Annotated in this window: 16 protein-coding genes; 12 read left to right on the forward strand and 4 right to left on the reverse strand. The window is 62.4% G+C overall.

Translation table 11 applies throughout. The annotated features are described in order from the left end of the window. Positions 1-141 precede the first annotated feature (141 nt). Entirely contained in the window at positions 142-1,176 is a 1,035-nt protein-coding gene (locus QEH68_RS10045; RefSeq protein WP_280627857.1) for an AAA family ATPase, read from the forward strand. A 6-nt stretch (positions 1,177-1,182) separates the two neighbouring features. Here QEH68_RS10045 and QEH68_RS10050 read toward each other — a convergent pair whose 3' ends face one another. Next, positions 1,183-2,211, reverse strand: a complete 1,029-nt coding sequence (locus QEH68_RS10050) for a DUF808 domain-containing protein (RefSeq protein ID WP_207597332.1) — start codon at positions 2,209-2,211, stop codon at positions 1,183-1,185. A 207-nt stretch (positions 2,212-2,418) separates the two neighbouring features. On the opposite strand from QEH68_RS10050, the gene QEH68_RS10055 reads away from it, so the two are divergent. The 10 genes from QEH68_RS10055 to QEH68_RS10100 all read left to right on the forward strand — a co-directional run bounded on the left by QEH68_RS10055 (position 2,419) and on the right by QEH68_RS10100 (position 13,717). Next, positions 2,419-2,547, forward strand: a complete 129-nt coding sequence (locus QEH68_RS10055) for a hypothetical protein (RefSeq protein WP_280627858.1) — start codon at positions 2,419-2,421, stop codon at positions 2,545-2,547. A gap of 166 nt (positions 2,548-2,713) precedes the next feature. Further along, positions 2,714-3,781, forward strand: coding sequence for a LacI family DNA-binding transcriptional regulator (locus QEH68_RS10060; protein WP_207597333.1), 1,068 nt, complete (start codon positions 2,714-2,716; stop codon positions 3,779-3,781). Between the two features lie 80 nt (positions 3,782-3,861). Next, a complete protein-coding gene (locus QEH68_RS10065; protein WP_280627859.1) occupies positions 3,862-5,532 on the forward strand; it encodes an ABC transporter substrate-binding protein in 1,671 nt (556 codons plus the stop codon). A gap of 242 nt (positions 5,533-5,774) precedes the next feature. After that, a complete protein-coding gene (locus QEH68_RS10070; RefSeq protein WP_207597335.1) occupies positions 5,775-6,752 on the forward strand; it encodes an ABC transporter permease in 978 nt (325 codons plus the stop codon). 11 nt (positions 6,753-6,763) lie between these two features. Beyond that, positions 6,764-7,699, forward strand: coding sequence for an ABC transporter permease (locus tag QEH68_RS10075; RefSeq protein WP_207597336.1), 936 nt, complete (start codon positions 6,764-6,766; stop codon positions 7,697-7,699). Beyond that, on the forward strand, positions 7,696-8,658 hold the full coding sequence (locus QEH68_RS10080; RefSeq protein WP_207597337.1) for an ABC transporter ATP-binding protein: 963 nt from the start codon (positions 7,696-7,698) through the stop codon (positions 8,656-8,658). Before QEH68_RS10075 ends, QEH68_RS10080 begins: the two co-directional genes overlap by 4 nt. After that, entirely contained in the window at positions 8,655-9,749 is a 1,095-nt protein-coding gene (locus QEH68_RS10085; protein ID WP_280627860.1) for an ABC transporter ATP-binding protein, read from the forward strand. Before QEH68_RS10080 ends, QEH68_RS10085 begins: the two co-directional genes overlap by 4 nt. After that, on the forward strand, positions 9,746-11,296 hold the full coding sequence (locus tag QEH68_RS10090; RefSeq protein ID WP_280627861.1) for a glycoside hydrolase family 32 protein: 1,551 nt from the start codon (positions 9,746-9,748) through the stop codon (positions 11,294-11,296). Before QEH68_RS10085 ends, QEH68_RS10090 begins: the two co-directional genes overlap by 4 nt. Positions 11,297-11,441: 145 nt before the next feature. After that, a complete protein-coding gene (locus QEH68_RS10095) occupies positions 11,442-12,866 on the forward strand; it encodes a glycoside hydrolase family 32 protein (RefSeq protein WP_348537389.1) in 1,425 nt (474 codons plus the stop codon). A 122-nt stretch (positions 12,867-12,988) separates the two neighbouring features. Continuing rightward, positions 12,989-13,717 carry an SDR family oxidoreductase gene (locus tag QEH68_RS10100; RefSeq protein WP_207597340.1) on the forward strand — a complete coding sequence of 243 codons (729 nt, stop codon included), beginning with the start codon at positions 12,989-12,991 and terminating at the stop codon, positions 13,715-13,717. Between the two features lie 156 nt (positions 13,718-13,873). On the opposite strand, the gene QEH68_RS10105 is transcribed toward QEH68_RS10100, so the two are convergent. Continuing rightward, positions 13,874-15,322 carry an SLC13 family permease gene (locus QEH68_RS10105; protein ID WP_280627862.1) on the reverse strand — a complete coding sequence of 483 codons (1,449 nt, stop codon included), beginning with the start codon at positions 15,320-15,322 and terminating at the stop codon, positions 13,874-13,876. Between the two features lie 12 nt (positions 15,323-15,334). Next, on the reverse strand, positions 15,335-16,453 hold the full coding sequence (locus QEH68_RS10110; protein ID WP_280627863.1) for a PrpF domain-containing protein: 1,119 nt from the start codon (positions 16,451-16,453) through the stop codon (positions 15,335-15,337). A 227-nt stretch (positions 16,454-16,680) separates the two neighbouring features. On the opposite strand from QEH68_RS10110, the gene QEH68_RS10115 reads away from it, so the two are divergent. Continuing rightward, on the forward strand, positions 16,681-17,619 hold the full coding sequence (locus QEH68_RS10115; RefSeq protein WP_280627864.1) for a LysR family transcriptional regulator: 939 nt from the start codon (positions 16,681-16,683) through the stop codon (positions 17,617-17,619). Here the strand turns inward: QEH68_RS10115 and QEH68_RS10120 are convergent, their stop codons facing one another. Continuing rightward, positions 17,620-18,396: a type 1 glutamine amidotransferase domain-containing protein gene (locus QEH68_RS10120; protein ID WP_207597344.1), complete on the reverse strand. Its 777-nt coding sequence runs from the start codon at positions 18,394-18,396 to the stop codon at positions 17,620-17,622. Positions 18,397-18,448 lie beyond the last annotated feature (52 nt).

The following is an 18,448-nucleotide window of genomic DNA, read 5'->3' on the forward strand; positions in this document are numbered from 1 at the left end:
GGCGGTGATGCTGTCCTCCAAGCTTCAGTCCGCGGAGTGTCAGTTACTTATGGGCGAATCGCCCGCCGAAGATGCCGAAACGCCCAAATGCGGGCAGTTTGATCCGTGGCCGCTTCATATCGCGAGGACTACAGTGGATGTATGGCTGCAAGCCGCAATCCGCTCGATGAGCTGAGGGAAACGATTGGCCATCTGGCCAATCAGCTCAAGCTGCCAGGGTCGGAACGCGTTGACGACCTGGTGGGCGATTTCATCGGTGCGCGGCCCGGTCCCGCCCGGCCGCTGTCCGAAGTGCAGGCCGAGCTCGATGCGCTGGTCGGGCTGGAGACCGTAAAGGAACAGGTCAGGGCCTTGGTGGCATTGCTCCAGGTCCAGGCCCGTCGCAAAGCCCACGGACTGCCGGAGGTGGCCACATCCCAGCATCTTGTATTTCTCGGAAACCCGGGCACGGGCAAGACCACCGTGGCGCGCCTCCTGGCCGAAATGTACCGTGCGGTGGGCTTGCTCCAGAAAGGACACCTGGTCGAGGTGGACCGTTCCGGCCTGGTGGGTCATTACGTTGGAGCAACTGCCATCAAGACGGACCGGGTAATCCGGCGGGCGTTGGACGGCGTCCTGTTCATCGATGAGGCCTATGCGCTTGCCCCGGAGGACGGCCGGATGGATTTCGGCCCCGAGGCGATCGAGGTCCTGCTCAAGCGGATGGAGGACCACCGCCACCGCTTGGTGGTGATCGTGGCCGGTTACCCGCGGCTCATGGAGTCTTTCTTGCTCTCCAACCCCGGGCTGCGGTCAAGGTTCGCCCGCGAGATCACCTTCCCCGATTACTCAGTAGACGAACTGGAGACGATATTCCAGCAGATGCTGGCCCAACATGAGTACACGCTGGAGCCAGGCGCGGGTCAGATGTTGCGCCGCATCCTCGCCGGGCTTCACGCAGGAGAAGACTCAGGGAACGCCCGCTTCGCCCGCACCTTGTTTGAGCAGTCACTGAATCGCCAGGCGCTGCGGCTGACGCGCGACGAAGAACCGGGCCTCGACGCACTTGATCGTGAAGCGGTCATCACGCTCACCGAGGATGACATCGTCGGGGCCGCTCTGGCTCTGGGCCAGGAGCCGCAGCCGGAAGCCATCCCGGAACCGGAGCCCTCACGCTGGTGGCGCTGGCTTGCCTGACCTGAATCAGGCCTTATCCTTCTGGCTATGATCGCTTCCGGGCCGGTGACCGGAGATCGCAGCACGGACATCGCCTTCTTTGTGTGCGTCCTTTTTCTTGCCGAACGGCAGCACTTTGAGAAGCGGGTGCAGGATGACCATGATCACCAGGCCCCAGATGGCGCCGAGAATGGCTGAGCACAGCGTGTTGACCAGCCATGCGAGGAAGCCACCCACAACGGGGATTCCGGCAAAGGGTGTCTCAAGGACATGAACAAGGTCGTACGGGCCGTGCCAGCCGAGGTCGTGTGCCCCCTGCAACATGATGTGGCCGCCAACCCAGAGCATGGCGATGGTCCCGATGAGGGTGATCGCGGCCAACACGGCGGGCATTCCCTTGACGAGAAGCCGGCCGAAGCGCTGTGAGCCCGCGGAGTCCTTGGTGGTCAGGTGCAGGCCGATGTCATCCATCTTGACGATCAGTCCTACCGCACCATAGACGATGACCGTAATGGCGATCGCTACGACGACGAGGATGAACGCCCGGGCCCAGAGGGACTCGGTGGCTACCTCGTTCATGGCGATCACCATGATTTCGCAGGACAGGATGAAGTCGGTGGTGATGGCTCCCTTGGTCACCTTGGCTTCGGCCTCAGGGCCGCGTTGGACAGCTGGTGCCTTCTCGGCATCATCAGCATGGCCGCGGAGCTTGTGCCAGACCTTTTCGGCGCCCTCGTAGCAGAGGTAGGAACCGCCCAGCATGAGGATGAACGGAATGATTCCCGGGATGAAGGCGCTGACGAGCAGCAGCGCCGGCAGGATGATCACCAGTTTGTTGCGCAGCGAGCCCCAGAAGATCTTCTTGATCATGGGCAGTTCGCGGGATGGGTCAGCCCCGGACACGTACTGCGGCGTTACGGCGGCGTCGTCGATCACTACGCCGGCAGCTTTGGCCCCAGCCTTGGCGGCTCCCGCTGCGATGTCGTCCACCGAGGCGGCCGCGATGCGGGCCAGGGCAGCAATGTCATCCAACAGGGCGACGAGACCGCCGCTCACAGGGCTGCTCCGTCCTGGTCAAGGCCGGAAGGCTGGGCGTGGATAACTGGTACAAGGAGCATGAAGGGCATGCTCGGATTATACGTTGGCTGGTAAAACCGGGGATGGCCGTGACGCGCCTTAGCCCGGACATTGCCACCTGAAATATACCTGTGCGCGGGTTTTGCCTGCCAGGCATCGCCGGCGTGATCCACCTATGCTGGCTTCATGTCTACTGATGAAGAGAAGGATCCTCCCGTACCTGCTGACCTTGAGGGCAAAATGCCGAGAAAGGTCCACGACGCCTCCCGGCACGACGAAAAGGAAACAACCGAGGAAGAACCTGACGAAAGTTAGTTGGTCGGAGGCGCTCAAAGGAGTGTTGACAGACTCGAAGTAACGCGGGTAACCTAAGTCACATGCTCGCTTAGTAACGCGCGTTACCATCACGCATTACCAGGCAAGCGAACCAGACAAGGAAGGTCTGGCGCACGACTCAGAACACCGAACACCGGAGCATTCGATGGCGAAAAGCACCACCCCCGGCACTGCGGCCGTCCGGCAGCGCGGAGTCACCATGAAAGACGTCGCCAAACATGCCGGTGTTTCCCGGACGGCTGTTTCCTTTGTGCTGAGCAACCGCGAAAATGCCAGCATCTCAGAGGAAACCCGCACCCGGATCAATGACGCCGTGCAGGAATTGGGCTACCGCCCCAATGCCGGCGCCCGTGCGTTGGCATCACAGCGCAGTGACTGGTACGGGATCGTGACGGAGATCGTCACGGCACCCTTCGCCGTCGACATCATCAAAGGCGCGCAAGACCAAGCCTGGCTTGACCGCCGGTTCCTGCTCATCGCGCCATCCGACCAGGCCGATGCCGTAGGACCCAACCAGGGCCTGGAGGATGCTGCCATCGAAAAACTGTTGGAGCAACGAGTGGAAGGGCTTCTCTACGCAGCCACCTTCCACCGGGGCGTCCGGGTTCCAGAGAGCGCCAACGAAGTACCCACCGTCCTGATTAACTGCTACGACGCTGATGGAAAACTGCCCTCGATCGTCCCGGACGAACGTGGGGGAGGCAGAGTCGCCGTCGAACGTTTGCTCCAAGCCGGCCACTCGCGGATCGGAATCATTAACCTTGACCCGGTTATCCCTGCCGCAGTAGGCCGGTTGGAAGGTGCACGCGAAGCACTTTCCGCTGCCGGACTGGAGCTTGACCCGGACTTGGTGGTGTCCGGATACGCAACGGCGGACGGCGGTTACGACGCCGCATGCCGGATTCTGGACCGCTATCCACCGAAGGACAGGCCAACGGCCCTGTTTTGCCTCAATGACCGCATGGCGATGGGCGCTTATGACGCCATCAAGGAACGGGGACTGACCATCCCCGGGGACATCGCCGTGATCGGCTTCGACAACCAGGAACTCATTGCGGCCTACCTCAGGCCAAAACTGACCACGGTTGCGTTGCCATTCGAAAAAATGGGCGCCTTGGGTGTCCAAACGCTTGCCGCTCTTACAGCAGGACAGCCGATCCTTGCCGACCAGCAATTGGTCGACTGTCCGCTGCTAGAACGCTCTTCGGTCTGACCGCGAAATCAACCTCGAAGAGCAAACCCCTTACCCACCCCTTCACCTTGGACGATGAAGATAGGAAAGAGATAACCATCATGACACAACCCCGATTCAGGGCTGCCCGGATGACGGCGGCGAGCCTTGCAATAGGCGCTATGCTTCTCACCGGTTGCACCGCGAACGTTGCCAAGACCAACACGTCCGACGCCGGCGCGAACGCCGGCGCGTTCCTCACCATCCCGCGTGAAGACATGGGCACGTTCGTGCAGAACTTCAATCCCTTCGCCCCCACGGTGAACCCCATGGTTCAGCAATCCATCTACGAATCCCTCCTCATCTTCAACCCCGCCAAGGGTGACACGGTGCCGTGGCTCGCCACCGAGTGGAAGGCCGCCGAGGATGGCAAGTCCGTCACGTTCACCCTCCGTGATGGTGTGAAATGGTCCGACGGACAGCCTTTCGTTGCAGACGACGTTGCCTATACGTTCGAACTTCAGAAGAAGATCAAGGGCGGCTTCGAGTACTTGGACACCGTCACCGCCGAGGGCAACAAGGTCACTTTCACCTTCAACAAGCCGTGGTCCCCGGCCCTTTACGACGTCGGCCACATCACCATCCTGCCCAAGCACATCTGGTCCGCTGTGCCGGACCCGGAAAAGGATGCCAACGCCAAGCCCGTGGGCACCGGACCATACACCGAGGTTGACAGTTTCCAGGCACAGTCCTTCGTGCTGAAAAAGAACCCCAACTACTGGCAGCCGGAAAAGCAGAAGATCGCCGGTATCAAGATGCTCGCCTTCGCAGGAAACGACGGCGCCAACCTCGCCGCAGCGAACGGCGACGTGGACTGGGCTCCCCAGTACATCCCCAACATCGAAAAGACCTTTGTCTCCAAGGACAAGGAACACCGTCAGTACTGGTTCCCGGCTACGGGTGCCATGATCAACTGGCAGCTCAACACCACCAAAGCGCCATTCAACGATGTTGATGTCCGCAAAGCACTGAGCATGGCAGTTGACCGCGGGCAAGTCACTAAAATCGGCATGAGCGGCTACGCCAAGCCGGCCGACTGCACCGGGCTGTCCGGCAACTACGAGACCTGGAAGAATACCCAGGTCAAGGACAACTGCACGTGGACCAACCACGATGTCCAGAAGGCCAACGAGCTGCTGGACAAAGCCGGCTACCCCAAGGGAGCTGACGGAAAGCGCACGCTGAAGGACGGCAAGCCTTTCGAATTCAAGATCTCCGTGGGTGCTACTTCGTCTGACTGGCTGTCCGTGGCCAACGTCATCTCGCAGAACCTGGCAGAAGTCGGCGTCACCACCAAGGTGGAGTCCCCGGACTGGGCCGCTGTGGTTGCCGGCTACGAGACCGGCGACTTCGACTCCGGCATTGTCTGGAGCGCCAACGACCCCAGCCCGTACAAGTACTTCAACACTTCCATGGGCACAAGCACCGTGAAGCCCGTGGGCACCAAGACGTTCGACAACTACCACCGGTTCGGCGACACCACGGCGGATGCCTTGCTCGCCGACTTCGCAGCGGAGGCCGATCTGTCCAAGCAGAAGGACATCGCCAACAAACTGCAGGAACAGTACAACGACGTCGCGCCGCTGGTGCCGCTGTTCTCCGGCCCTGAATGGGGTGCCTTCAACGACACCCGCTTCACCGGCTGGCCCACCGAGGCCAACCCATACGCCACTCTCTCGGTCCGGTCGCCTACCACGGTGCTGGTCCTGACCACGCTGGAACCGCGCAAGTAGTCCCCACCGCCGCCCTCACCTCGCTGCGCTTCGGCCAGGGAACCCGGGCGGCGTGGGCCCACCCACCGCCGCCCTAACCTCGCTGCGCTTCGGCCAGGGAACCCGGGCGGCGTGGGCCCATCCACCGCTTGAGGCCCAGTCGGGCCTCACCGCGCACGCCCGGCGGTTCTACGCCGTTAACCCGGCCGACTCCGCCGGGCGTGCCTCCCATACTTTCCGCACTTCCCGAATGGAGGGAAACCGTGCGCTTCATCCTGCGCCGCCTGGGTTTCTACCTGATCGCCTTCTGGGCGTCCATCACCCTGAATTTCCTGCTTCCGCGGTTCATGCCCGGGGACCCCGTCTCCCGCATGTTCGCCCGTTCCCAAGACCGGATGCAGCCTGAACAGATCGAGGCCCTGCGCAAGCTGCTGGGTGTTGACGACCGGCCCCTCTGGGCTCAATACATCGATTACCTGCACAACATCTTCACCGGGCAGATGGGTGTTTCCATCTCCCGTTTCCCCACCCCGGTGACCGAGGTCATTTCGTCCCAGATCGGTTGGACACTCTTGCTGGGCGGTACCGCACTGGTCATTGCCGCCGTCGTAGGAAACCTGCTGGGCATCCTGGCCGCCTGGCGGCGCGGCGGAGCGATCGACTCCGCGCTTCCGCCGGTGCTGGTGTTCATCGGCTCCTTCCCGTACTTCTGGCTCGCCATGGGCGCTCTCTACCTGTTTGGCGTGGTGCTGGGTTGGTTCCCGATCCGCCACGCGTTCACGGACGGTTTGGAGCCGGCGTTTACTTGGGAATTCATCGGCGACGTCGGTGCGCACCTTGTGCTGCCGGCGCTGACCATTGTGTTGGTGTCCATCGGCGGCTGGATGCTCGGCATGCGGAACACCATGATTGCCACCAATTCCGAGGACTACATCACCATGGCCGAAGCCAAGGGACTCCGTCCGGGCCGCATCATGCTCCGCTACGCAGCACGCAATGCCATGCTTCCCTCCGTCACGAGCTTCGGCATGGGACTGGGATTCGTGGTGGGCGGCGCCCTGCTCACAGAGGTGGTGTTCGCCTATCCCGGCGTCGGCTACCAGCTCCTCAACGCTGTCCAAGGCCTCGACTATCCGCTCATGCAGGGCCTGTTCCTGACCATCACCGCCGCTGTTCTGCTTGCCAACTTCCTGGTGGACATCCTCTACGTCCGCCTCGACCCGCGCGTGCGCAGCAACTAGAGGGACCGATCATGACAACCGCACTTCTGAAGCAGCCAACTCCAACGCCGGTCCGCAAGCCGAACCGCAGCTTCGTCCACGGCCTGCTCACCAACAAGAAAGCCCTGACGGGCATGGCCGTGATGATCATCTTTATCGCTTTGGCCTTACTGGCACCGATCCTGTTTCCCGGCGATCCGTCGCGGATCACGGCCATGGCTTCACTGGAACCTTCAGCCGAGCACTGGCTGGGAACTACGGCCAAGGGACAGGATGTCCTCGCGCTGACCGTCCATGGTTCGCGGAGCTCACTGTTCGTGGGCCTGACAGTGGGCGTGGCATCCACTTTCATCGGTATCCTGGTGGGCCTTGCCTCGGCGTACTTCGGCAAATTCATTGACGAAGCACTGTCCCTGGTCACCAATGTCTTCCTGCTGCTGCCCGGCCTGCCGCTGTTGGTCATCCTGGCCGCGTTCCTTCCGCCGGGACTGGGGACCGTAATCCTGGTACTCGTGGTGACCGGATGGGCCGGTTCCGCCCGCGTGCTGAGATCGCAGGCGTTGTCCATCCGTTCCAAGGATTTTGTGGCTGCAGCCGTGGTGTCCGGCGAACGGGCCGGCCGGATCATGTTCCGCGAGATCCTGCCCAACATGGCCTCGATCGTCATGGGTACGCTCCTGGCTTGCGTCATCTACGGTATCGGCGCCCAAGCAGGCCTCGAGTTCCTGGGCCTGGGCGATGTCAGCACTGTCTCCTGGGGCAACAACCTCTTCTGGGCCGGCAACGAAGGTGCACTGCTCACCGGAAGCTGGTGGGTCTTTGTCCCCTCCGGCGTGTGCATCGCGCTGGTGGCTTTCGCCCTCGCCCTCATCAACTACGCCGTGGACGAGGTCACCAATCCGCGGCTTCGGAAGATCAAAACGCCTAAAACAACACCCACGAACACCGAAAGGAGCGCCGCCAAATGACCATCTCCCAAGTTTCTTTCGGCTCCCGCCAACCGGTCCTTGACGTCAAGGACCTCACCGTCAAGTACATCGGTGATACCCGCTCCACCACCGCCGTCGACCGCGTTTCCTTCAGCATCGGCACCGGTGAGGTATTCGGCCTTGCGGGGGAGTCCGGCTGTGGGAAGTCCACCATTGCCAACTCCATCATGAGGCTCCTGAAGGATCCCGCAAAGATCGCAGGCGGAAGCATCTCCTTTGGCGGCAAAGACGTCCTGGCCATGAGCCCGGAAGAGCTGCGGCGCTTTCGGTGGCAGGACGTTGCAATGGTGTTCCAGTCAGCCATGAACTCGCTCAACCCGGTGCTGACCATCGGAGAACAGATCGTGGACATCTTCACCACCCACGCCGGTTACTCCCGTAAAGAGTCGATGAGGCGTGCCGGTGAGTTGCTGGAACTTGTAAGGATCGATCCCGCACGGCTGAAGTCCTATCCGCACCAGCTCTCCGGCGGTATGCGTCAACGTGCCGTTATTGCCATGGCCGTTGCGCTCAAGCCATCACTGTTGATCCTCGACGAACCCACCACCGCGCTGGACGTGGTGGTGCAGCAGGAAATCATGGCCCAGATCAAGGAACTTCAGCGCGAACTCGGCTTTTCCGTCCTTTTCATCACGCACGACATGTCCCTGATGGTGGAACTCTCGCACCGGATGGCCGTGATGTACGGAGGCCGGATCGTGGAAACCGCCAAAGCCCAGGACGTCTACGCCACCCCCCGCCATCCGTACACCCAGGCGCTGATGGGCGCATTCCCGCCGCTCACCGGTCCACGCGTTCCGCTGACGGGATTGCCCGACGGTGTGAAGTTCCGTAACATCCCGGACCTCGCCGAGGTGACACCCGGCCATTTTGTGGCTCCGTTCGGTGGTGACGCCCCGGTGGTTGATTCAGCAAACCTGGAAGGAGCCGCACGATGAGCCACTCCCTGATGAGCCCATCGGCCGTGTCCACTACCGGCACCCCCGCCCTTGAGATTCGAGGTTTGGGAAAGACCTTCCCGATGGGCGGCTTGTTCTCCCGCGGGTCCGTCCGTGCTCTGCATGGGGTTGATCTGACCATCCACCAAGGCGAAATCGTGGCCCTCGTGGGGGAGTCCGGTTCCGGGAAGAGCACCCTGGCCCGCTGTGTCGCCCGTCTGGAAAAGCCGAGCTCCGGGGAGATTCTCATTGACGGCGTCGATGTTCTGAAGCGGGATCGTTTCCACGCGTCGCGGGCGTTTCGGTCCCAGCTGCAGATGGTGTTCCAGGATCCTTTTGGCTCGCTGAACCCGGCGCACAGGATCGAGCATTTCCTGGGGCGCTCCCTGGCGATCCACGGGAAGAATGGTGGTTCCCAGGAGGAGACCCAGCGGCGGCTTGAGGAGCTCATGACCACTGTTGGCCTGGAGGCCGACATGCTGAACTCGTATCCGCACGAGCTCTCCGGCGGTCAGCGCCAACGCGTTGCGATAGCCAGGGCGCTCGCCGTTGAACCGCAGGTCATCCTGGCCGATGAGCCTACCTCCATGCTGGACGTTTCCGTACGGATCGGCGTTCTGAACCTCATGCGCAAGCTCCGTGACCAGCAAGGCATCTCCATGCTCTACATCACCCACGACCTCGCCTCCGCCCGGTACCTGGCGGACCGGACCGCGGTCATGTTCGCCGGTGAACTGGTGGAGGAAGGGGAGTCCCTGGACCTGTTGGCCAACCCCGCGCATCCGTACACGCAACTCCTGGTGTCGGCTGTCCCGGATCCCGCCCGGGCAGGCTCGTACGATCCCGTCCGTAGAGCCGAATTGCGGCAGGCGGTCATGGCTTCCACACACTGCGCTTTCGGCGGCGACCCGGACCAGGCGTGCTCGGACAAAGCACCCGTCCGTCATCAGGTGGGGGACCCCGAAAACCGTCACTGGGTCCGCTGCCACCTGTACCGCCCATGGGCCGCTGCCGGCGGCCATGCCCTGGCGAGTGAACCACTCCACCCCGGCCACCCGGCGTCGAACGCTCAAGAAGAGGCTTCCGCATGACTGAACTGACCCATCCGCTCGCCACCATTCCGCAGGATGAGTTGGTGGCACGCGCCGAAGCCGATCCCCTGAGGCCGCGCTTCCACTTTGTCTCACCGGCCGGTTGGCTCAACGACCCCAACGGTGTCAGTCACTGGGACGGCACCTACCATCTCTTCTATCAGTACAACCCCGAGGGCGCTTTCCACCACCGCATCCAGTGGGGCCACGCCACCAGCACCGATCTGGTCACGTGGATTGACCAGCCTGTTGCTTTGGAACCCTCCGAGGGACCTGACGCCGAGGGCTGCTGGTCCGGGGTGTTGGTTAACGACGGCGGCACGCCCACCTTGGTGTATTCGGGCCGCGCAGAGGGCAAGGAGTTGCCGTGCGTCGCTGTAGGAACCCCTGACCTGCTGAGCTGGACCAAGGACCCCGGGAACCCTGTTATCGGTGCCCCACCTGCCGGCGTTGACATCACGGCCTACCGCGATCATTGCGTATGGCGCGAGGGAAGCACATGGCGCCAGTTGGTGGGTTCAGGAATTCGACACCTCGGCGGCACGGCGTTCCTCTATGAGTCTTCGGACCTGCGGTCTTGGGACTACCTGGGCCCGCTGATGATCGGGGATGCCTCGCAGGGCGATCCCGCCGACACTGACTGGACCGGGACGATGTGGGAATGCGTTGACCTCTTCCGGGCAGGGCAGGGATCGTTGGGGTCTGCGCCCGCTGACGGCTCGCCGGATGTGCTGGTCTTCTCCGCGTGGGACGACGGCGAAACCCGCCACCCGCTGTATTGGACCGGCCGCTACGGCGGCGATACGTTCGAGCCGGATACGCTGCACCGATTGGACTTCGGAGGGCGGTTCTTCTATGCACCACAATCGTTCCAGGATGAGTCCGGCCGGCGTGTCATGTTCGGCTGGATGCAGGAAGGGCGAAGCGATGCCGCCATGGTGGAAGCGGGCTGGTCGGGCGTCATGAGCTTGCCGCGCGTCGCCACGTTGGCGCACGACGGAACCCTGGAGTTCGCACCGGTTCCCGAAGTAGAGAAGCTGCGCAGAAGCCTCTTCAGCGTCCCCGGCCGCGTGATGGTGGGGGCGGGTACGTCCGTGGAGACCGGCGTGTCCGGTAACCAGCTGGACCTTGAACTGGATGTGCAACTTGCACCCGGGGCAGAGGTCCGGCTCGGAGTGCTGGCGTCGTCGGACGGGGCCGAGGAGACAGTGATCGTGCTGGACCGGGCCGCTGATGGGACCCCCGGCGGCACCCTTCGCCTGGACCGTACGCGCAGCAGCCTCGACCCCACCATCGATGCGGAAGACAAATCCGGGCCCCTGCCGATGACGGACGGCCGGGTGCGCCTGCGCGTGTTGGTGGACCGGTCCGCCGTCGAAATTTTCGCCAACGGCAAGCCGCTCACGGCCCGCGTCTACCCGACCCTGGGCGGCGAGCGCGTGACGCTGGCAGCGACTGAAGGGTCGGCGCGGCTCCTCTCCTTCGATGCCTGGACGATGGCCGGGATCTTTGACAGCGCCCGCAACCTCATCCCGAAAGGACTGTGAACCCGTGGAAATGTCATCACCGGTTACCCGCCGTGGATTACTGACGGGCGCCGGCGCGGTTGCGCTGGGCGGGTCCCTGGCGCTGTCCACCCCTGCAGAGCCCGCCATGGCGGCGGGTGGCCCAGCCTCGAAAGGATCATCGCGGATGCGCCCGGTCTATCACTTCAGCGTGCCTGACAACTGGAAGAACGATCCCCAGCGACCCATCTACCTCGATGGGGAGTACCACTACTACTACTTGTATAACGCTGACTACATCAACGGCGGTGGCGGCACGTCATGGCGCCGTGCCACCACCACTGATCACGTCGCGTTCAGGGACCGCGGGGTCGCGGTACCGAAGTTCAGCAATTCCAACGGCGACTGTTGGTCCGGATGCCTGGTGGTTGATGAGCGGAATACTGCGGGTTACGGGGCGGGTACGGTGGTGGCACTCGTCACCCAGGCGCCGGAGGGCCGGCAGGCACAGTACCTCTGGTACTCCACAGACAGGGGCCGGTCCTTCATATCAGGTGGCCAGGCTCCGGTTTTGCCCAACCCGGGGGTTCACGATTTCCGCGATCCCAAGGTGATCTGGGACGAGGACCGCAACCGGTGGTTCATGGCCAACGCGGAGGGGCAAAAGCTGGGTTTCTACACGTCCCCGGATCTGCGCTCCTGGACGCGGGTTGGCGAGTTTCTGCGCAGCGATTTGGGGCTGCTGGAGTGCCCCGACCTCTTTAGGATGACCGCCGACGACGGCACCCGGCACTGGGTGCTGGGCACCAGTGCAAACGGCAAGGGCCGCGGACTGCCGGCAACCTATGCCTACTGGACTGGAGCTTTTGACGGCAGCTCCTTTGCTCCAGACCATCCTGAGCCGGAATGGCTCGATTACGGCTTCGACTTTTATGGCGCAGTAACATATCCGCATCACGATGCGTCGGGGGTGGAGGACCCAACCCTCCGCCGGGCGATTGGTTGGGCAAATTTCTGGGACTACCCCCACAACACGCCAACCCTTGCCACTGACGGCTACAACGGCGATGACATGATCGTCCGGGATATCCGGCTCAAGCGTGGCAATGGCGCCTATTATCTCGCCTCCGCCCCCACCTCTGCGCTGGGTGACCACGTAACGCGAACACATCGCGTGGGTGACGTGGCGGTTGCGGGTACCCATGACCTGGAGATTCGCTCGACCGCTTACGACCTCACGTGCGAACTGGTGTGGGATCCGGCTGCGCCGCCCGCCAATCTCGGGTTGGAGGTCTGCCGAGCACCCGGTGGCGGCAGGCACGTGGCCGCGGGGGTCTTCCTGGGTGGCCCGTTCACGTACGTCAATCGCCGCCCCACGATCAACCCGACAGCCGGCGAAACGCAAACGCCGGTGGACCCTGCCACAGGCCGCCTCACGCTGCGGATCCTGGTGGATCGAACCAGTGTGGAAGTGTTCGTTGGAGATGGGCGCGTGGTGCACTCGCACCGGGTGTTCCCCCTTGAAGGCGACGACGGCATCCGTCTTTACGCCCATGAAGGCACGGCGACGTTCCGGGATATGACCATCAGGGAACTCAAGGTCACGCCGTAGCAATGGAGGGCGTGGGGGAATAACTACTGAGAGCACTCAGTTATGAGTGAAGTCAATAAGTGGTTTCCCATCAGGGATCAGTATTCCCCCACAGCCCAGCCCACCAGGAAGAAGTCCCCATTATGCCTTCACTGAACACGTCCGTCTTGACTGATGCAGTTGTCCTCGTCACTGGAGCCAACGGTGGCATTGGCACCCACTTTGTCCACGAGGCTTTGGCCCGCGGTGCGAGCAAGGTTTATGCCACGGCGCGAAATCCGCGCACGTGGGGCGATGATCGCATCGTCCCGCTCACCTTGGATGTCACGGATCCGGCATCCGTTCGGGCGGCCGTCGAGGCTGCGCAGGACACAACAGTCCTCATCAACAATGCCGGTGCCAGCACACCGACGCCTGGCATCCTCAGCCACACGGATGAGGAGATCCGGCACAACGTGGAGACCAATTTCCTTGGGCCGTTGTTCCTGGCCAGGGCCTTCGCTCCGGTCTTGTCCGCCAAGGAGGAGTCGGTGCTCATTGACATTCATTCCGCCCTGAGCTGGTATGCGGTGGCAGGGATCTACAGCGCCACGAAGGCGGCCCTGTGGTCAGCCACGAACTCCCTGCGCCTTGAACTCGCCGCCGGGAACGTGCATGTCGTGGGGGTCCATGTTGGCTACGTTGACACCCCCATGGCCGCGCACTCCGCCGAGCCGAAAACCGCCCCCGCGGACCTGGTGGCAACCGTATTCGACGCCGTCCAGGCCGGCGAGTATGAAGTCCTCGCGGATGAGACGTCCGTGAACCTTAAGGCCGGACTTAGTGCCCCTGTGGAAGCCATCTACCCGCAGCTGAAGCGCGTCAGTGCCTGAAACCAAAGGCAGGGACACCTCAGTGGTGGCCCTGCCTTTGGTGCGTATGGTGCCGGTCCCTGCGCCCGAGGTTCGGGCTTCCTGTTGCGACGGTGTGCAGGTACGGTTCCCTACGCTTGCCGAACCTGTACTTCGGCGGTCAGTGGGGTCCAGGACTTACATGATCCCGGTGGGAACCAGCAGTGCCCAGGCCAGTGCAGGTGCTACGAGGACCACACCGCCGGCGTACACCATCAGTTGCTTGTAGACACGCTGGCGATCGTCTTCGCGGGCATTGGCGACAACCAGTGCGCCGTCGGTGGAGAACGGGGATACATCGACGACGGTCGCGGCGATAGCCAGTGCTGCCACGGTGCCCGAGGCGCTCAGTGAACTGGTTGCAAGCAACGGTCCCGCCAAGGGGATGAAAGCCGTGAGCAGGGCGGTGGAGGATGCAAAGGCCGAGCCGACGCCGATGACGTAGCAAAGAACCAGTGCAATGAGGAGCGGGGCTCCGAGTGCCAGTGCCTGCTCGGCGAGCGTATCGATGACGCCTACGTGCTGCAGCAGGGATACGTAAGTGATCATGCCGGCGACCAGGAGCACGGTGGACCAGGAGACTCCGCCGATGAACGTCTGGTGTTCCTTGATGTTGACCAGCGCCAAGAGCAGTCCTGCGGAGAGTGCCACGAAGCCGATAGGCATGTGGAAGCCCAAGGCGCAGACAAGCATTGCGACGATCAGTGCCAGCGTGAGGATCTGCTGGCCGTGTGGCCGGGCGGTATGCGTGGTGTCCAGGTCAGCGAGCTGGCCTGTGGCGCCGTCGCGGATCTTGCCCAGGAGGGCAAACAGCACCACTGTCAAAACTGACAGGATGAGGTTCAGCGCAAAGCTTGCGGCGAAGAGTGAGCCCTGCGAGATGGGGAAGCCGTTCTTCACTGCGATGTCGTGGACCAGAACACCCGCCACTGACAGCGGTGAGAATCCACCCGCATGTGCTCCGTTGATGATGAAGGCACCCATGAGGACGGGGTGGATGCGTGATTCATAGGCCAGCCCTATGGCGGCAGGGGCAAGAAGGGCGACGGCGGCAGGGGAGAAGGTGCCAAGGGCTGTCAGCGATGCTGCCAGGAGAAAGAACACCCAAGGCAGGAGCATGGTCTTGCCGCGAACCAGCCGGACACACGTCTGGACGATGATGTCGATGGTCCCATTCCGTTGGGCCATGCTGAAGAAGTACGTGACACCGATGATGGTGATGATGATGTTGGCAGGGAAGTCCGCCAGGATTTCCTTGTCCGTCATGCCCAGCATGAAGTAGCCAACGCCGAAGGATGCTACCAGTCCCATAACCCCGATGTTCAGCGGCCATTTCGTGGCGACGACGAACATCACCACGAGGATGACCAGCGGGATGATCTGGATGGCAGTCATGGTCGGCTCCGATTCCGGGGTGGCCGCCGGGTTGAAGATGGCGCCCCCGAACAGGATGGCAACCAGGCCCAGGATCACGGAAGCGGCAACCGTTACCAGCAGGATACGGCGGCGGCGGTTGGGACTGCCGGAATTCTGATCCCGGGTTTCGCTCTCCGATTCGGGAGCTGGTTGGTAAGTAACTTTAGCCATGGTGGTGTCTCCTCATTGAGTGGCTGATGCCAGCGGGGCTTCGACGGCACTGCCGAGAGCCTCCGGGACGTGAATGATGCTGGTGGCGATGGTGCGGGCGGTCCGGTCGACGCCCACCAGGAGGGAACCGTCCCGGTGTTCGGTCCAGGTTTCAATCACGCCGGCCGGCGTGCGGAGTTTTAGCGTGGGGCGGGAAGGGATACCGGTAATGTGGTTCAGCACTGTTCCCGGGGTGCGGGCGGCCAGTGTCAAAGCGATGCTTCCCGTGATGGCCAACGCCGGATGCGGTTTGCCCATGGAGAGCATCATGACGTTGACGTCGCCTTCCAGGTCCTCCCCGGTGGGTGCGCCCACGATCGCAAGCTTGGGGACGGCCCGCGCGGCTTGCGAAGGACTGGCCGCCAGGCCCATCCGGACAGCTGCGAGGCGTCGGATCATGTCCAAAGTATCCAGCTGCAGTTCGACGCCGGCACTCCAGGTTTCATAACGGGCAGTGTCCAGTCCCAACTCCTCGGCACGCACCATGACCACCGGCGCACCGGCGTCGACCATTGATACCGTCCACCGGGTGCCGTTTGCGACAATGACGTCCGTCGGCGCGCCGGTAGGAAGGAGCTTGCCGGTGGTTTTTCCTGCCGGATCACGGAAGCCAAGACCCACCCTGTAGCCAGGAAAAACGACGCCGGGCATGTCTGCATCCGGAATGATCGGCAGTGCGCCCTCGGGGGTCGAAACCCGTTGGATGATGATCTGGCCCGTATTGGTGTTGCGGGTGACGATGCGGGTGGAATCGCCGTCGGGCGAAACCCAGCCTTTTTCAATGGCGTAAAGCCCCACAACCGCGGAGCAATTCCCGCAGTTGCTTCCCCAGTCCACGGCTGCCTCTTCGATGCCTACCTGGGCGAAGGTGAATTCGACATCGACTTCATCGTCGTCGGGCCGACTGAGGATCATCGCCTTGCTGGTGGTGGAGGTGGCCCCGCCGACCCCATCGATCTGGCGGGAGTCCGGGCTTCCGAAGAGCCTGGGAAGCAGCTCGTTGACGTCGGTGCCGGCTTCTTCCAGATGAGCAGTTTCAAAGACCCAGCACTTGCTGGTGCCCCCGCGCATCCATTCCGCTTCTATCTTCATGGTGTTCCCTGCATCTCGGTGATGTTCTTCTTGTACGAGGATGATCGGGATCACAAATGAAGACAATGTTGGATATATGATGGGGGCTGAAGGGATGCTTAATTCACAAGGTTGTCAGCGCACAATGACTGGATTCGGATACGCCAATGTCTGGAAAAGCTGGCTCTGTGGCAAGTCGGTCTCCCGTAAATACAGTGAATGAACCACTTGGACAGGAGCATGAATGCATGCTTAACGATGAAAACGCCGAACTATTCGATATCCGGCGGCTTGCGCTGCTGGTGGAAGTGGTCGAGCAGGGATCGATCACCGCTGCGGCCGACACCATGCTGTATACGCCATCGGCCGTTTCGCAGCAGTTGCGCAAGCTCGAGCAGGAAGTCGGACAGCCTCTCCTCAACCGCCGTTCGCGCGGCGTAGTCCCCACCGAGGCCGGCCAGATACTGGCAGGGCACGCCCGGAAAATTGTTGGGCAGATGCGGGCGGCCCGCGCGGACCTGGATCAGATCGCGGGGCTGCGCCGAGGGTCACTGACGGTTGGTACTTTTCCCACGTTGGCGGGATCGTTTCTCCCGCTTGTCATCCGGGCATTCAAGAAGCGTTACCCCGCCATTGGACTTTCTGTGCGCAGTGCCCGCTTCGACGAATTGGTCTCGGACCTTGAATCCGGGGTAACGGGACTGTGTCTGCTGTGGGATTACCCTTGGAACCGTTTCAGTGATGAGTCCATCCGCATCACTGAGGTCTTCCAGGAGAGCACGGTGATTCTCGTGGCCAAGGGGCACCCCTTGGCTGACCGTGAGGAAGTAAGTATGCGTGAACTCCGGAAGGAGTCATGGATAGTCCGCGCTGAAGCTCATCCGGTAGTGGAAGTGTTGCAGCGATCTGCCCACGATGCCGGTTTTGAACCAAACATCGGGTTCCTGGCCAACGACTACCAGGAGGCGCAGGCCATGGTCAGCGTGGGCATGGGCGTGGCAATGGTGCCTAAGACGGCTGTTGCACTCCAACATCCCGATGTCCGCGTCCTCAGTCTGGGCCCGGACGCCCCCTTACGGCGGGTACTTCTGGCTCAGCGCCAGGACAAGGTCTACGCCCCCGCCGAAGTGGCATTCCACTCCACGCTGGTGGAAATCGCCCGCGAACGGGGGCGCGACTACTTGTAATCAGTGGTCGGCGTCGGCATCAGCCTTCCGGGCGCTTTTCTCTGCGTCCTTCTCCGCACGCACTGCTTCTGCCTCGTGTTGCTCTTCTGCCTTTTCCTGGTGGATGACTTCGGCGAAGAGCTTTTCCATTTCCTTGGCCACGCCAGCGGCCGAGGCGGGGTTCTGGCCCGTAACCAAGCGGCCGTCCACCGCTACCTTCTCCTCGAAGACCCCTGCGGAGACGTGGCGGGCCCCCTGTTCCTCGAGCCGGTCCGCCAGGAAGAACGGGATGACCTTGTCTTTCCCCGCAGCCACTTCTTCGTCATTGGTGAACGCGGCTACGTCGCGGCCTTCAACCAGCCTGAACCCGTTGTCCAGTTCTACGTTCAACAGGCCGGCCGGCCCATGGCAGACGGCACCTACCAGACCGCCCGCGTTGTAGACGCTGGCCACCAGATTCTGCAGGCCTTCGCTGTCCGGGAAGTCCCACATGGTCCCATGGCCGCCCACGAGGTAGATGGCATCGTACTGTGCGGGGTCTACGACGTCGACGCGTGCGGTGTTGTACAGGCCGGCGCGCGTTGTCTCATCCTGGGTAAAGGCAACCTGGATGGGATCGTCCGTGTCCACTTCGTCGCGCGGAGGTTGGCCTCCTTTGATGGAAGCAAAATCGACGAAGTGGCCTGAGTCTTTGAAGACCTTCCAGGGATGTGCGGCCTCTGCCACGTTGTAGCCGGTCTTCTCTCCCGTGTCGCCGAGCTCGGAAACGCTGGTTAGTACCATGAGGATTTTCTTCATGAAGTGCTCCTTTCGTCCTCCTCCACCCTACGCCCCCATCAATTCCGGTCCT

The organism is Paenarthrobacter sp. OM7, from assembly GCF_029873575.1.
In the GTDB taxonomy this organism is placed as follows: Bacteria; Actinomycetota; Actinomycetes; order Actinomycetales; family Micrococcaceae; genus Arthrobacter.

Bases quoted from the DNA above. Each gene is read 5' to 3' on its own strand.
- QEH68_RS10045 (WP_280627857.1), top strand. From the start codon at position 142: ATGGCTGCAAGCCGCAATCCGCTCGATGAGCTGAGGGAAACGATTGGC.
- QEH68_RS10080 (WP_207597337.1), top strand. From the start codon at position 7,696: ATGACCATCTCCCAAGTTTCTTTCGGCTCCCGCCAACCGGTCCTTGAC.
- QEH68_RS10115 (WP_280627864.1), top strand. From the start codon at position 16,681: ATGCTTAACGATGAAAACGCCGAACTATTCGATATCCGGCGGCTTGCG.
- QEH68_RS10105 (WP_280627862.1), bottom strand. From the start codon at position 15,322: ATGGCTAAAGTTACTTACCAACCAGCTCCCGAATCGGAGAGCGAAACC.
- QEH68_RS10120 (WP_207597344.1), bottom strand. From the start codon at position 18,396: ATGAAGAAAATCCTCATGGTACTAACCAGCGTTTCCGAGCTCGGCGAC.
- QEH68_RS10060 (WP_207597333.1), top strand. From the start codon at position 2,714: ATGGCGAAAAGCACCACCCCCGGCACTGCGGCCGTCCGGCAGCGCGGA.
- QEH68_RS10090 (WP_280627861.1), top strand. From the start codon at position 9,746: ATGACTGAACTGACCCATCCGCTCGCCACCATTCCGCAGGATGAGTTG.
- QEH68_RS10055 (WP_280627858.1), top strand. From the start codon at position 2,419: ATGTCTACTGATGAAGAGAAGGATCCTCCCGTACCTGCTGACCTTGAG.
- QEH68_RS10100 (WP_207597340.1), top strand. From the start codon at position 12,989: ATGCCTTCACTGAACACGTCCGTCTTGACTGATGCAGTTGTCCTCGTC.
- QEH68_RS10095 (WP_348537389.1), top strand. From the start codon at position 11,442: ATGCGCCCGGTCTATCACTTCAGCGTGCCTGACAACTGGAAGAACGAT.
- QEH68_RS10075 (WP_207597336.1), top strand. From the start codon at position 6,764: ATGACAACCGCACTTCTGAAGCAGCCAACTCCAACGCCGGTCCGCAAG.
- QEH68_RS10110 (WP_280627863.1), bottom strand. From the start codon at position 16,453: ATGAAGATAGAAGCGGAATGGATGCGCGGGGGCACCAGCAAGTGCTGG.
- QEH68_RS10085 (WP_280627860.1), top strand. From the start codon at position 8,655: ATGAGCCACTCCCTGATGAGCCCATCGGCCGTGTCCACTACCGGCACC.
- QEH68_RS10065 (WP_280627859.1), top strand. From the start codon at position 3,862: ATGACACAACCCCGATTCAGGGCTGCCCGGATGACGGCGGCGAGCCTT.